Origin of the sequence: Tersicoccus phoenicis, from assembly GCF_001968835.1 — a bacterium.
GTDB lineage: Bacteria > Actinomycetota > Actinomycetes > Actinomycetales > Micrococcaceae > Tersicoccus > Tersicoccus phoenicis.
In genome coordinates, this window is the sequence record NZ_MRDE01000046.1 from 54,324 (window position 1) to 68,124 (window position 13,801).

The 13,801-nt window shown below is 71.2% G+C and carries 11 protein-coding genes; 10 read left to right on the top strand and 1 reads right to left on the bottom strand.

Going from position 1 to position 13,801, the window contains the following annotated elements; translation table 11 throughout:
• Positions 1-156 precede the first annotated feature (156 nt).
• The 8 genes from BKD30_RS07345 to BKD30_RS07380 all read left to right on the top strand — a co-directional run bounded on the left by BKD30_RS07345 (position 157) and on the right by BKD30_RS07380 (position 9,858).
• Entirely contained in the window at positions 157-1,377 is a 1,221-nt protein-coding gene (locus BKD30_RS07345) for a glutamate--cysteine ligase (protein WP_083956107.1), read from the top strand.
• A complete protein-coding gene (locus BKD30_RS07350) occupies positions 1,374-2,651 on the top strand; it encodes a DUF2254 domain-containing protein (protein ID WP_083956108.1) in 1,278 nt (425 codons plus the stop codon). The genes BKD30_RS07345 and BKD30_RS07350 overlap by 4 nt, the downstream gene beginning before the upstream one ends.
• Before the next feature lie 223 nt (positions 2,652-2,874).
• The gene (uriT, locus tag BKD30_RS07355) at positions 2,875-4,317 is read left to right on the top strand and encodes a uridine transporter UriT (RefSeq protein ID WP_076703600.1); all 1,443 of its coding nucleotides are present in this window, start codon (positions 2,875-2,877) and stop codon (positions 4,315-4,317) included.
• A gap of 33 nt (positions 4,318-4,350) precedes the next feature.
• Positions 4,351-5,343 (top strand): uridine-preferring nucleoside hydrolase UriH, encoded by a 993-nt coding sequence (gene uriH, locus BKD30_RS07360; protein ID WP_076703602.1) that lies wholly within the window; start codon positions 4,351-4,353, stop codon positions 5,341-5,343.
• Positions 5,340-6,290 (top strand): ribokinase, encoded by a 951-nt coding sequence (locus BKD30_RS07365; RefSeq protein WP_076703604.1) that lies wholly within the window; start codon positions 5,340-5,342, stop codon positions 6,288-6,290. Before uriH ends, BKD30_RS07365 begins: the two co-directional genes overlap by 4 nt.
• A gap of 115 nt (positions 6,291-6,405) precedes the next feature.
• Positions 6,406-7,650, top strand: coding sequence for a M20 metallopeptidase family protein (locus BKD30_RS07370; RefSeq protein WP_083956109.1), 1,245 nt, complete (start codon positions 6,406-6,408; stop codon positions 7,648-7,650).
• A gap of 143 nt (positions 7,651-7,793) precedes the next feature.
• Positions 7,794-8,405: an MBL fold metallo-hydrolase gene (locus BKD30_RS07375; protein ID WP_076703606.1), complete on the top strand. Its 612-nt coding sequence runs from the start codon at positions 7,794-7,796 to the stop codon at positions 8,403-8,405.
• Between the two features lie 151 nt (positions 8,406-8,556).
• Entirely contained in the window at positions 8,557-9,858 is a 1,302-nt protein-coding gene (locus tag BKD30_RS07380; RefSeq protein ID WP_076703608.1) for a cation:proton antiporter, read from the top strand.
• Between the two features lie 9 nt (positions 9,859-9,867).
• On the opposite strand, the gene BKD30_RS07385 is transcribed toward BKD30_RS07380, so the two are convergent.
• Positions 9,868-10,869 carry an AsnC family protein gene (locus BKD30_RS07385; protein WP_076703609.1) on the bottom strand — a complete coding sequence of 334 codons (1,002 nt, stop codon included), beginning with the start codon at positions 10,867-10,869 and terminating at the stop codon, positions 9,868-9,870.
• A 153-nt stretch (positions 10,870-11,022) separates the two neighbouring features.
• Between BKD30_RS07385 and BKD30_RS07390 the strand changes: the two genes are divergently transcribed.
• On the top strand, positions 11,023-12,255 hold the full coding sequence (locus tag BKD30_RS07390) for a M20 metallopeptidase family protein (RefSeq protein WP_408033367.1): 1,233 nt from the start codon (positions 11,023-11,025) through the stop codon (positions 12,253-12,255).
• Between the two features lie 55 nt (positions 12,256-12,310).
• On the top strand, positions 12,311-13,705 hold the full coding sequence (locus tag BKD30_RS07395) for an MFS transporter (RefSeq protein WP_083956110.1): 1,395 nt from the start codon (positions 12,311-12,313) through the stop codon (positions 13,703-13,705).
• The last annotated feature ends 96 nt before the right edge of the window (positions 13,706-13,801 follow it).

Sequence of the window (13,801 nt, forward strand, 5' to 3'; positions counted from 1 at the left end):
CTCGGACGCCGACAGCATCCACCGCCATCGTAGGCCCGCACAGGTGAGCCGTAGGAAGCGTGCTTATGATGGGCAGTCGCTACCCTCCGGTCACGTCCGGGGGCCGTCCGGCCTCGAACCATGGACGCCGGGACGAAGAACGCAGGAGCAACGAGCATGAACAGGTCCGGCAGGAAGCTGCTCCTTCCGGGACCGTCTCCGGCGGAGCAGCTGCCGAGAGCGGAGTCCGGGGCGCGCAGCTTCTCGGTCGAGGAGGAGCTGCTGCTGGTCGACACGGTCGATCTCGAGCCCTCACCGGCGGGTGAACAGGTCGCAGCGATGCAGGACGAGTCCTCGGCGTCGGGGCACCGGCTCTCCACGGCAGTGAAGCAGGAGCAGATCGCCGTCAGCTGCCCGCCCCAGACCATCTCCGGGCAGCTGGCCGCGATCCGGGCCGGGCGGTCCCTGGCCGCGGACGCCGCCGCGCGCGTCGGCGGGGCAGTGGTGGCGCTGCCGACCGCGCCGGGACCGGTGATCCCGCATGCGGTGCCCGAGCAGCGGTACCGGAGGATCAGCGAGCAGCTCGCGTTGACCGCCGTCGAACAGTTCACCAACGGGTTCCACATCCGCGTCGGCATCGACACCCGGCAGGAGGCCGTCGTGGTGCTGGACCGGATCCGTGTCTGGTTGCCGGTCCTCCTGGCCCTGAGTGCCAATTCCCCGTTCTGGGACGGCGCCGACACCGGCTACGGGTCCTACCGCTACCAGGTGTGGTCCCGGCTGCCGACGGCCGGGCCCACGGACGTCTTCGGTTCGACGGCGGCCTACCGCCGTCACCGGCAGGCCCTGCTGAACACGCGGGTGCCGCTGGACCCGTGGATGCTCTATTTCGACGCGCGGCTCTCCGAGCACCGTCCCGCCGTGGAGGTGCGCGTGGCGGACGTGTGCCTGCACGCGGAGCGCGCCGCCGTGCTCGCCACCCTGGTGCGGGCTCTGGTCGAGACCGCCGCCCGCGGTTGGCGGGCCGCGCCGCCCGACGTCCCCGCGTCCGTGCTGCGGGCCTGGTGCTGGCGGGCCAGTCGCAGCGGCGTGGAGGAGAGCCTGATCGATCCGCTCACCGGCACTCCCGCACCCGCCGGTGACGTGGTCGCCCGGCTGGTGGACACGGTTCGCCCGGTGCTGGCCGAGGACGGGGACGACGAGGCGGTCGAAGCCGTCCTCGCCGACACGCTGCGCAGCGGTACGGGCTCCCGCCGCCAGCGGGAGGTGTACCGGCAGGGCGGTGACCTGCGCGCCGTCGTCCGGGCCGCTCTGCAGTCGACTCATCAGGCCCCGACCGTGCTGCCCGAGCCCGGAGAGGCGTCGAGCGACGCCCTGGCGGAAGGGAACTGCCCATGAGGCGCTTCAGAATGGGCCACTGGCTCAAGACCAGCCTGTGGTTCCTGCCGTTGCTGATCGTCCTGGCCGCGGTGGTGCTCTCGTTGATCACCACCGCCGTCGACCCCGACGGACGGCTGATCCCGCAGACCATCACGGGCGACCCGACCGCCGCCCTGCAGATCCTGTACCTGATCTCCTTCACGATGCTGACTCTCACCGGTCTGGTGCTGTCCCTGCTGGTCCTGGCGGTGCAGCTGGCCATGGGCACCTTCTCCCCGCGCATCGTGCGCCAGATCCTGCAGGACCGCCCCAGCCAGGCCGCGATCGGCCTGTTCGCCGGCACGTTCGCCTTCTCGATGCTGGCCATGCGGCGCGTCACCACCACGCAGGGCGGGGGCACCGTGCCGGGGCTGGCCGTACTGGTGGCCATCGTGCTGGTGCTCGCCTGCGTCGTCACGCTGATCTGGTACCTGAACCACATCACCCAGTCGCTGCGCGTCGCGGCGCTGACCGGGTGGGTGGCCGACGACACTCTCACCACGCTGGACCACGTCTACCCGCGGGACGGTTCGGACCCCGGTCTGCCTCCGGATCTCATCCCCACGCGGAAGGCCGGAGTGCTGTTCGACGTGGATCATGACCGGCTCGTCGCGCTGGCCGAACGGGCGGACTGCCGCCTCGAGCTGTTGTGGGCGGTCGGGGACTTCGTGCCGGCGAACGCGGCGCTCGTCCGGGTCGTCGGCGACCGCGGAGCGCTCCCGGAGGCACAGATCATCGGCACTGTTGCCCTGGGGCCGGAGCGGACGTTGAACCAGGACGTGGCCTACGGCATCAGGATGCTGGTCGACATCGCCGAACGGTCCCTGTCCTCCGGGCCGTTCGAGGACCCGACGACGGCGGTCCAGGCCATCGACCGGCTGCACGACGTGCTGCGCCAGATCGCCCGGCGCCCGCTGCACTCCGGGCACTATCGCGACGGCGCAGGCACGGTTCGGCTGGTCGTGCCCACCCTGCAGTGGGAGGGATTCGTCCGGCTCACCTTCGACGAGGTCCGCCAGACCGGAGCCGGCTCGCCCCAGGTGGTGCGCCGCCTGCGGTCCGCCCTGAACGACCTGATCGGATTCGCTCCACCGGCACGCCGGCCTGCCCTGCAGCAGCAGCTCGACCTGCTCGAGGAGCAGGCCGGAACGGCAGCGCAGACGGACAGTGACCGCGCAGCCGCCCTGATTCCCGACCCCTCGGGTCTCGGCTCCTCGGCGGATCTCACGGCGCCGCCGGACCCGGAGGAGTAGTCCCACCGACACGGGTGGCGCGGCTGACCGCCCTCGCCGGTACGGAGACGTCGAGTGTGCGGTTCGCGCAGTCATCCAGACCGGATGGCGCCGCCATCCGCACACTCGGCGAGACTGGGGCCACTGCGGTCCCTCCCGGACGGACCGCATCCGGCTCCGGCACGCGCCGTTGTCGGTGCGCGGACGTAGGCTGACATCACCGGACGACCCCGGGAGGTGCATCATGTCCGAGCCGCCCACCGCCGCCGCCACCCGTACCAACGTCACCGGGCTCGTCGTCGCCCTGCTGGTGGCCGTGTTCGCGTTCCAGCTCAACGCCTCGATGCTCTCCCCGGCGCTGGCGACGATGGAGCGGGAACTGCAGACCACGACGGCGGAGATCGGCCTGTCCCAGACGGCGTTCTTCACCGCGGCCGCCCTGTTCTCCCTCTTCCTGCCCCGCTGGGGTGACCTGATCGGCCGACGCCGGGTGCTGTCGTTGATGTTGCTCGTCACCGGCGTCGGCTGCGTCGTCTCGGCGCTGGCGCCGAGCGTCGGCGTCCTGTTCGTCGGCCGGATCATCCAGGGCGTTGCCGGGCCGGTGGTGCCGATCTGCCTCATCATGCTGCGCGTGCAGGTGCCGGATCAGAAGCTCTACGCGACCCTGCTCGGCGTCCTCACGGCCGTCAACGGCGGCATCGCCGGGGTGGACGCCCTCGCCGGCGGCTGGCTCGCCGGGACGTTCGGGTTCCGGTCCATTTTCTGGGTGATGGCGGTGATCTGCGCGATCGCGGTCGTCGCCGTCCGCGGGGCCACCGTCGAGTCGACCGCCGTCGAGACCCCGCCGATGGACTGGAAGGGGGTCGCCCCGCTCGTGGTGGCCATCGGCTGCGCCCTGGTCGCGTTCAACCAGGCCGGGAACCTCGCGACGGCGAACTGGTTGATCGTCATCGTCCTGCTTCTCGTCGCGGCCGCCGCGTTCGCCGTGTTCTGGCGGATCGAGGACCGGTCCCCGCACCCGCTGGTCAGCACCCGTTACCTCCGGCAGCGCCGCACGTGGGCCCTGCTATCGACCACCCTGCTCACCATGACCGGCGTGTTCGCGATCATGAACGGGCTGATCCCCAACCTCGCGCAGGACCCGACCGCCGGGCCGGGTCTGGGCGCGGACGTCGTGTCCTGGGTGACGTTGACGCCGTACGCGCTCGCCGGGCTCGTACTCGGCCCGGTCGCCGGACGGCTGGCCGGCTCCTTCGGTTACCAGCGGGTGCTGCAGATCGGGCTGATCGGCACCGTCGTCGGGGTCGCCATCGCCGTCGTCACCGCCGCGGCCCCCTCGCCGGGATTACTGCTGTTCGTGTCACTGTTCATCGGCGTCACCTACGCCGGTGTCTCCAACATCATGCTCAACGGGCTGGGCATCGTGCTCAGCCCCGAGGACAACCCCGGCTACCTGCCGGGTCTGAACGCCGGTGCCTTCAACCTCGGCGCGGGGATCAGCTTCGCGGTCCTGTTCGCCGTGGACACCCTGGTCGCCACCGGTTCGGGCCCGCGGGCCGGGTACACCGCCGGTATCGTGACCGGCGGAGTCCTCGTCCTGCTCGCACTCGCCGTCTCCGTCCTGATCCCACGGCCGGACCCGTCCGCCGTCGCCGCGCGGGTCGAGGGCGCGGGACCCGCCCACTGAGCCCGACCCCCCGACGTGAGAGGAACGCCCGTCATGGCCCGCAAGATCATCCTGGACTGCGACCCCGGGCATGACGACGCCGTCGCCATGATCCTGGCGCTCGGCAACCCGGCCATCGACCTGCTGGGGATCACCACCATCGGCGGGAACCAGACCCTCGCCAAGGTCACCCGGAACGCCCAGAGCATGCTGGCCGTGTGCGGGCGAGAGGACGTGCCGCTGCACGCGGGCTGTGTCCGGCCCTTGGTCCGTGCCCTCGAGGTGGCGCCCGGCATCCACGGCGAGTCCGGGCTGGACGGCGTCGACCTGCCCGAGCCCACGGTCGCCGTCGCCGAGACGCACGCCGTCGACTTCATCATCGACACGGTGATGGCGCACGAGCCGGGCACCGTCACCCTGGTGCCGACCGGGCCCCTGACCAACATCGCGCTCGCGGTGCGCAAGGAACCGCGCATCGCCGAGCGGGTGCAGGAAGTGGTGCTGATGGGCGGCGGCTACCACACCGGCAACTGGAGCGCCGTGGCCGAGTTCAACATCATCGTGGACCCCGAGGCCGCCCACATCGTGATGAACGAGGCGTGGCCGTTGACCATGGTGGGCCTCGACCTGACGCATCAGGCCCTCGTCACGGCCGACGTCGAGGAGCGGATCCGCGCGATCGGATCCGAGTGCGCGGACGTGGTGCTCGGCCTGATGGCGTTCTTCCGGCAGGCCTACCGCGAGAACCAGGGCTTCGACGACCCACCCGTGCACGACCCCTGCACCGTCGCCTACCTGATCGACCCGGCCGTGATGACCACCCGCAAGGTGCCGCTGGACGTCGAACTGCGTGGCGAGCTGACCGTCGGCATGACGGTGGCGGACTTCCGGGTGCCGCCGCCGGCCGACTGCACCACCCAGGTCGCCGTCGACCTGGACCGCGAGCGGTTCTGGGACCTGGTCATCGACGCGATCGCGGCCGTCTCCCGTCCGCGACACAGCGGAGCCACCGCGGAGAACACCACCACCGAGGGAGCGACCCGATGAGTACCACCACCCCGTCCGACGCCGTGATCGCCGTCGTCGGATCCATCAACGCCGACCTGTTCGTCCGTGTCGACCGGCACCCGAGACCCGGAGAGACCGTCCTCGGCACCGGCGGGTCCGTTGCTCAGGGCGGCAAGGGCGCCAACCAGGCGGTCGCCGCCGCCCGGCTCGGTGCCCGCGTCCGGCTCGTCGGCGCCGTCGGCACGGACGCCCACGCCGATCAGGCGCTCGCGCTGCTGAAGGACGCCGACGTCGACCTCACCGCCGTCAGCACGGTGGACGAGCCCACCGGACTGGCCATCGTCCAGGTCGACCGCGCGGGTGAGAACAGCATCGTCGTCGTCCCCGGCGCCAACGGGACCGTCGACGCCGCGATGGTCGGCGCCGCCGCGGAGGTGATCCAGGACGCCGCCATCGTCGTGATCCAGGGCGAGATCCCGGTCGACGGCATCGAACGCGCGGCCCAGCTGTGTACCGGCCGGCTGATCTTCAACACCGCGCCCGTGCCGGACGAGATCGATCTCGACGTCGTGCGCGCCGCCGACCCGCTCGTCGTCAACGAGCACGAGGGACTGCTGCTGCTCGGGAAGCTCGCGCCACCGCCCACGGGGCCGGGGGAGCGCGGCTACCGCGACCTCGAGGCCGCGGACGTCGTGCAGCGGCTCCGGGACACCGGCGTGCGGTCCGTCGTGATGACGCTCGGCAGCGCCGGGGCCCTCGTCACCGAGCGCGGGGCGATCGTCCCGGTGCTGGCGCCGACGGTCGACGCCGTGGACACCACCGGGGCGGGTGACGCCTTCGTCGGCGCGCTGGCGATGGGGCTCGCCCGGGGGGACGCGCTGATCGACGCCGCCCGGGTGGCCGCCCGCGTCGGTGCCTTCACCTGCCGCTCCGCCGGTGCTCAGCCTTCCTACCCGTGGGCCCGCGACGCCCTGCCCGACGTCTGAGGCCGGTCCCTCCGGCGGTGCCCGGAGAGAGCGCAGCACGCGGGCCTCCGACGCGCGGCGCAGCACGCGAGTAGGGTCGGGAGCACCGACCTCTTCCGGCAATTGAAAGGGCACCGTGAACGCCTCCTCCGCCGACCTGACCGCTTCCCTGCTCGACGATGCCCGCGCGTTGCACCCGGACATCGCGGACCTGCGCCACCGGCTGCACCGCGAGCCGGAGGTCGGCCTGGACCTGCCCCGCACGCAGGAGAAGGTGCTCGGCTGGCTGGACGGACTCGGCTACGAGATCAGCACCGGCACCGAAACCACCTCCGTCACCGCGGTGCTCCGCGGCGGTGCCACCGCGAGTTCGGACGGCGAGCGCCCGACCGTGCTGCTGCGCGGCGACATGGACGCGCTGCCGGTGCAGGAGCAGACCGGGCAGCCGTTCAGCTCCGAGATCGACGGGGTGATGCACGCCTGCGGCCACGACCTGCACACCTCCATGCTGGCCGGTGCCGCGACCCTGCTCTCCGTTCGTCGGGACCGGCTCGCCGGCGACGTCGTGCTGATGTTCCAGCCGGGGGAGGAAGGGTTCGACGGCGCCGGCGTGATGATCCGCGAGGGCGTGCTCGACGCCGCCGATCGGCGGCCCGACGCCGCCTTCGGCATGCACGTGGCCAGCGCGCTGGCGCCGAGCGGCATGGTGTTCTCCCGGGCCGGTGCTATGATGAGCGGTTCCTCCGGCCTGGACGTGACCGTGCACGGGGCCGGCGGCCACGGTTCGACGCCGTTCCGGTCGAAGGACCCGGTGACCGTCGCCGCGGAGATCGTCACCGCGCTGCAGACCCTGGTGACTCGTCGGTTCGACGTGTTCGACCCGGTCGTCATCACCGTCGGCTCCCTGCACGCCGGGACGAAGCGGAACATCATCCCCGACGACGCGCGGATCGAGGCGACCGTCCGGTCCTTCTCCGACCAGGCGCGGGCCCGGCTGGCCGAGATCGTGCCGCCGCTGGTCCGCGGGATCGCCGAGAGCCACGGCCTCACCGCGACCGTCGACTATCGCGACGAGTACCCGGTCACCATCAACGACGCCGGCGAGAGCGACTTCGCCCGCGGCGTCGTGACCGAACTGCTCGGCGACCAGCGCTACAGCGCGATGCCGAACCCACTGGCCGGGTCGGAGGACTTCTCCCGGGTGCTCGCCGCGGTGCCCGGCGCGTTCCTCTTCCTCTCGGCTGTCCCAGAGGGGGTCGATCACGAGACCGCGGACTACAACCACTCGGCGCGGGCCACGTTCGACGACGCGGTCCTGGCCGACGGTGCCGCGCTGTACGCCCGGTTGGCCATCGACCGGATCGCCGTCGGTACCCGCTGAGGCGTGTCGCGACCCCGAATGTGAGTTAGCCGGCTGCGCCCGAAATGCGTGCTCAAAGAGCCCCGCGTTCGGGCGTAACCGACTGACTCAGTGGGACGCGTCGACCGCTGGTCCCGTGGTATCCCGAAGAGGAGGATGAGCCGATGACCGCCATCCACGCCGTCGTCATGGAGATCGCCATCCCGGCCGGAGCTCTCGGGCCGGACCCGGTCACCGTGGACGTCCGCGCCCATCTGGTTCCCCATGCGACCGGTCTGCTCCTCGTCGACACCGGCATGGACGCAGACGGCGCCGCGCTCGACGCGACACTGGACGAGATCAGTGCGACTTGGTCCGACGTCTCCCACGTGGTCATCACGCACGGCCATCCGGACCACGTCGGCGGGCTGGATCACGTACGGGCGGTTGCACCGCACGCGCGCGTGCTGGCCCACCCGGAGGAACGGGTGCCGGACGCCGAGCCGCTGGCGGACCAGCAGGTGGTCGGTCCGCTGCGGGCGATCGCGACCCCCGGACACACCGCCGAACACCTCTCCTTCCTGCACGAGGACGCGAACACCCTCTTCGTCGGGGACTGTCTCGGCACGGTCGGCGGGAGGGTGAACCGCGCACCACGGCCCTTCACCGCCGATGTCGATCAGGCCGAAAGGACGCTGCACGACCTGCTCCGGTTCCGGGATGCCCGGATGATCTTCGCTCACGGTCCCGAGGTCGCGGATCCGTGGGATCAGCTGGACCGGCTTCTCGCCGCCTGACGTCCGATCCTCGCCGCTGAGGGCGGAGGGTGACGGACCGGCGACAGACCGCCTCGCCTGAACTGAACCGACCGGCTCACGCCGTCGACAGCAGGCTGATAATCTCCTCTCGAGTCGAAGAGCGGATGATCACGTCGAGAGGGCAGTTCTGATGGTTGATACTGCCAGCCTCATGTTCGTGGCCGCTGGTGTCGCGGTGTCAGCAGCGGCCGTGCTGCCACGGCTCCTCGTCCGGGCGCCGGTGTCGATGCCCATGGTCTTCCTCGGCGCCGGAGTGGCGGCCTTCGCCCTCATCGGCGAGTTGCCGGACCCGAATCCTGTGACGAACAACGGTGTGGCCCTGCAATTGAGCGAGATCTGCGTGATCATCTCTCTGATGGGTGCCGGGCTGGCGTTGGACCGACCCGTCGGTTGGCGACGGTGGGGTACGACGTGGCGGCTGTTGGGTATCGCGATGCCGGTGTGCATCCTGGTCCTGGCGCTCGCCGGATGGTTGATCCTCGGGCTGAGCGTCGCCGCCGCCTTGCTCGTGGCTGCCGCCCTGGCCCCGACCGACCCCGTGTTGGCCTCGGAGGTGCAAGTGGGGGAGCCCTCCGAGAATCAGGAGGACCTGGAGAGAGAGGACGAGGTCCGGTTCAGCCTCACCGCCGAGGCCGGACTCAACGACGGTCTCAGCTTTCCGTTCGTCTACCTGGCGATCGCGTTGAGCGTGGTGGGTACTGCGCCGGACGCGTGGCTGCCTGACTTTCTCGCCGTCGACCTCGCGTGGCGCATCGCGATCGGCTGCGTGACCGGTTGGCTGGTCGGCAAGCTGCTGGGGCGCATCTTCTTCCGGTCCTCGGTCGAGAGCGTTCGGATGGCAGCGCACTCCGAGGGGTTCGTTGCCCTGGCTGCCACCTTCCTTGCCTATGGGACAGCCCAGATGGTCGAGGGCTACGGCTTCGTCGCCGTCTTCGTGTGCGCCGTCACCATCCGGTCCGCAGAGCGGACCCACGGCTACCACGGCGTCCTGCACAGCTACATCGAGCAGCTCGAGCGATTGCTCACGGTGGTGGTCGTCGTGCTGCTGGGTGGTGCCGTCGCCCGCGGCCTGCTGGCCGGTACCACGTGGCTCGAGATCCTGGTCGCGGCGATGTTCCTGTTCTTGATCCGTCCGTTGACCGGTTGGGTCAGCCTCGCTCGGGGACGTACCGGGCCATGGGAACGATTGGTGATCGCCTTTTTCGGGGTCCGGGGCGTGGGGTCGATCTACTACGTCAGCTACGCCCTGTCCGAGGGCGAGTTCGCGACGCAAGCGCAGACTCTCTGGCGCATCGTCGGCCTGGTCATCGTCGGATCCATCCTGCTGCACGGAACGACTGCCGGACCCGTCATCACCGTGGTCGATCGTGCTAGGCGACGGAAGGCCCGGCGGAACTCGAGCAGCGTGGACCCCGCCAACACACCGATCTGAGACGTAGCCTCACTCCGCGCCGGGGACGGGGACCACCTGACCGGTCGCCGTCGAGTCGGCCCGCAGGTACCAGCCCATCCGCTTGTGAGTGCGGACGCCGACGTCGGACTCGATCACCTGTGCGCCGGGCGCGGCCGTCTGCAGGCCGGCCTCCACGTCGGCGATCTCGGAGGGACTGCGCAGCCACAGGAAAAAGGTCAGGTTGGTGTCGCCGGTGGTCGACGCGCACAGCCGCAGAGTTCGGTGTCCGCGCAGAAAGGTCAGCGCGGCCTCCAGCTGGGCCGGCGGCACCCGCACGTACCACTGGCACGCGACCGGGTAACCGGAGAACTCCTGCGCCAACTCGCACCGGACCGCCACCAGGCCGGTCTCGATCACCTGCCGGATGTGCCGGGCCGCGGTCGTGGGATGGCTGCCGGTGGCGGCCGCGACCTGCGTGGCGCCCGCGCGCCCGTCCCGCGAGAGCACGGCCATCAGCTCCGTCAGATGCGGGGGCGTGGCCCCGGGCGGCCGGACGTGCACCGGCGCCAGCGCGGCCGCCCGCCGCTGCTGCGCCGGGGAGAGCACGTCGAGGCGCCAGTTGTTGCCGATCGCGTACAGCCTGCTGGCGACGGTCACCTGGGTGCGCAGGATCGCCGGATCGGCGCGCACCAGGGGCAGCACCTCGCGCGTGAACCATTGCCAGGTGCGGGTGAGGACGGTCAGCCGCACGTCCCAGGAGCGGGCGGACTCCTCGACGGTGGCGATCTCCGGCACGGCGCACAGCCGGTCGATCACCTCGGCGCGGTGGCCCGGCCGGCACTCGATGCTGACGAACGTGATGCAGCCGGGATTGCCCACCGAGCCGAGGTGGCCGGTCACCCATGCGCGGCCCTCGGCGTGCATCCGATCCCAGCGAGCGGCGAGCGTGCTGGGATGCCGTTCGAGCACGTCACCGAGCTGCGTCCACGTCGCACGGGGTGCGATCTGTAGCGCGTGGACCAGCTGCAGGTCCTCCAGCGGCGATTCCATGCAGGATCCTTCGATTCGTGTCTGTCTTGATGCAGTATTTCCACGATCTCACAGCCGGTGACTCCGCTCACACCACGCTCGTGGGAAGCCGCGACACCGACCGCCCGGAGGATTCCCCGCATGACCGTCCCGACCTCGTCCGCCGACCTGACCGTGGCACTGCTCGACGACGCCCGCGCGGTGGCCGGTGACGTCGCCGACCTGCGCCACCGGCTGCATCAGGAACCGGAGATCGGGCTCGATCTGCCGCGCACCCAGGAGAAGGTGCTTCAGTCGCTCGACGGGCTCGGCTACGAGATCACCACCGGCACGGACACGACGTCCGTCACCGCCGTCCTGCGCGGCACGGGTCGCACGGACGGAACCCGCAGCACCGGTGCGGACGCGCACCGCCCCGTCGTCCTGCTGCGTGGCGACATGGACGCCCTGCCCGTCCAGGAGAAGACCGGGATGCCCTTCGCGTCCCGCGTCGACGGGGCCATGCACGCGTGCGGGCACGACCTGCACACCGCCATGCTCACCGGGGCCGCGGGCGTGCTCGCCGGCCGCCGGGACCAGCTCGCCGGCGACGTCGTCCTCATGTTCCAGCCGGGGGAGGAAGGGTTCGACGGCGCCGACGTGATGCTGAAGGAGGGAGTGCTCGACGCCGCCGGTCGCCGCGCCGACGCCGCCTACGGCCTGCACGTGATGAGCTCGATGGCCGACGGCGGCACGCTGATGTCGCGGGCCGGCTCGTCGATGAGCTCGTCCGACGCGCTGCTGGTCACCGTGCACGGCGCCGGTGGCCACGGGTCGGCCCCGTTCGCGGCGAAGGACCCGGTGACCGTCGCGGCCGAGATGGTCATGGCCCTGCAGGCCATGGTCACCCGCCAGTTCGACGTGTTCGACCCGGTCGTGGTCACCGTCGGGGTGCTGCGGGCCGGCACCCGGCGTAACGTCATCCCCGAGACGGCCCGGCTGGAGGCGACGATCCGGTCCTTCTCGACCGAGGCCAAGGCGCGGCTGAAGTCGTCCGTGCCGCAGCTGCTCGAGGCGGTGGCGGCCGGCCACGGCCTGACCGCGACCGTCGACTACATCGAGGAGTACCCGCTCACCGTCACGGACGGCGCCGAGACCCGGTTCGCCCGCTCCGTCGTCGAGGAGCTCTTCGGCCCCGAGCGCCACCAGGAGCTGGCTCACCCGCTGGCCGGGTCGGAGGACTTCTCCCGCGTGCTCGCGGAGGTGCCCGGGTCCTTCCTGTTCCTCTCGGCGGTGCCCGCGAGCGCCGATCACGCCACCGCCGCGTACAACCACTCCCCGTACGCCCTCTTCGACGACGCCGTGCTCGCTGACGGCGTCGCCCTCTACAGCCGGCTCGCCGTCGACCGGCTCGCCGCGCTCGCCTGACCCGCGACCCCACCCGCAGCTTCCATCCGTACCGCGCTCACCCCAGGAGAACCCCATGGTCACCAACGCCCACCACGCCGCGCCCCCGCCGAGCGTCGGCCCCGCCGGTGGTGGCGGCACGTCCACCGCGACGGCCCCGCCGAAGCGCGCCGGGATCGTGCAGACCCTGATCGGCACCGGCGCAGGCAACGCCGTCGAGTGGTACGACTGGGCGATCTACGCGACCTTCGCCGCGTTCATCTCGACCCAGTTGTTCAGCAAGGCCGACCCGTCCAGCGCCTTCCTCGCCACGCTGGCGATCTTCGCCGTCGGCTTCGTCGCTCGCCCCTTCGGCGGGTTCTTGTTCGGCTGGATCGGCGACCGTCTGGGCCGCAAGCTCGCCATGACCCTCTGTGTCGGCCTCGGTTCCGTCGGATCGCTCGCCATCGGCCTGACGCCGACCTACGAGTCGATCGGCTCGGCCGCCTCGCTGATCCTGCTCGTCGCCCGGTTGGTGCAGGGCCTGGCCCACGGCGGTGAGCTGCCCAGCGCCCAGACCTACCTCTCCGAGATGGCCCCCGCCTCCCGACGCGGCTACTGGGCGTCGCTGATCTACGTCTCCGGCACCATCGGCATCCTGTTCGGCACCCTGCTCGGCGCCGTGCTCTCCACCGTCCTGCCCTCCTCGCAGATGGCCGCGTTCGGCTGGCGGATCCCCTTCATCCTCGGCGCGGTGCTCGGGCTGGTCGCCCTCGTGATGCGGGCTCGGATGGAGGAGTCCGAGGTGTTCGAGGCGGAGAGGACGGCCGCCCTGCCGATGGTGGGCGCGGACGGCGACGCCCCGGCGGTGTCCCGACCCCGCCTGTTCGCCGACCTCGCCGCCCACTGGCGGCAGGCCCTGCAGGTGATCGGCCTGACGGTGGGCATGACCGTCGTGTACTACGTGTGGGGTGTGTCGACCCCCGCCTACGCCATCAACGTGCTGAAGATCGAGCCGAGCGGTGCCCTGTGGGCGGGGGTGGCCGCCAACATCGTCTTCATCGTTGCGCTGCCGTTCTGGGGCAAGCTCTCGGACCGGATCGGCCGCCGGCCGGTGCTGGCCATCAGCGGGCTCGGCTCGGCCGTGCTGTACTTCCCGGCCACCTGGTTCGTCCGGGATACCGCCTGGCAGCTCGGCGTCGCCATGTCCGCGATGCTGATCTTCATCGCCGGTGCCGCCGCGATCGTGCCCGCGGTCTACGCGGAGCTGTTCCCGACGTCGGTGCGCACCATCGGCGTCGGTATCCCGTACTCCATCTGCGTCGCGGCCTTCGGGGGGACGGCCGCCTACCTGCAGGCCGGGTTCGCCACCTGGTTCCCGGGCTCGGGCTCCACGGTGTTCGGCATCTACACGATCGTCCTGCTGCTGATCAATGCCGCGACGCTGCTCACCGTCCGCGAGACGCGGGGCAAGGTGCTGCACGGCGCCTGACGCCGCCCGCCGGAATCTACGCTGAGGCAGCCCGCTTCGCCCGAAGACGGGGCTCTTTGAGCACCCCCTTCGGGCGAAACCGGCTATCTCGGCGTG

What these genes read in the sequence shown, in the direction of transcription:
- BKD30_RS07345 (WP_083956107.1), top strand. Translation starts at nt 157, where the DNA reads ATGAACAGGTCCGGCAGGAAGCTGCTCCTTCCGGGACCGTCTCCGGCG.
- BKD30_RS07350 (WP_083956108.1), top strand. Translation starts at nt 1,374, where the DNA reads ATGAGGCGCTTCAGAATGGGCCACTGGCTCAAGACCAGCCTGTGGTTC.
- uriT (WP_076703600.1), top strand. Translation starts at nt 2,875, where the DNA reads ATGTCCGAGCCGCCCACCGCCGCCGCCACCCGTACCAACGTCACCGGG.
- uriH (WP_076703602.1), top strand. Translation starts at nt 4,351, where the DNA reads ATGGCCCGCAAGATCATCCTGGACTGCGACCCCGGGCATGACGACGCC.
- BKD30_RS07365 (WP_076703604.1), top strand. Translation starts at nt 5,340, where the DNA reads ATGAGTACCACCACCCCGTCCGACGCCGTGATCGCCGTCGTCGGATCC.
- BKD30_RS07375 (WP_076703606.1), top strand. Translation starts at nt 7,794, where the DNA reads ATGACCGCCATCCACGCCGTCGTCATGGAGATCGCCATCCCGGCCGGA.
- BKD30_RS07380 (WP_076703608.1), top strand. Translation starts at nt 8,557, where the DNA reads ATGGTTGATACTGCCAGCCTCATGTTCGTGGCCGCTGGTGTCGCGGTG.
- BKD30_RS07385 (WP_076703609.1), bottom strand. Translation starts at nt 10,869, where the DNA reads ATGGAATCGCCGCTGGAGGACCTGCAGCTGGTCCACGCGCTACAGATC.
- BKD30_RS07395 (WP_083956110.1), top strand. Translation starts at nt 12,311, where the DNA reads ATGGTCACCAACGCCCACCACGCCGCGCCCCCGCCGAGCGTCGGCCCC.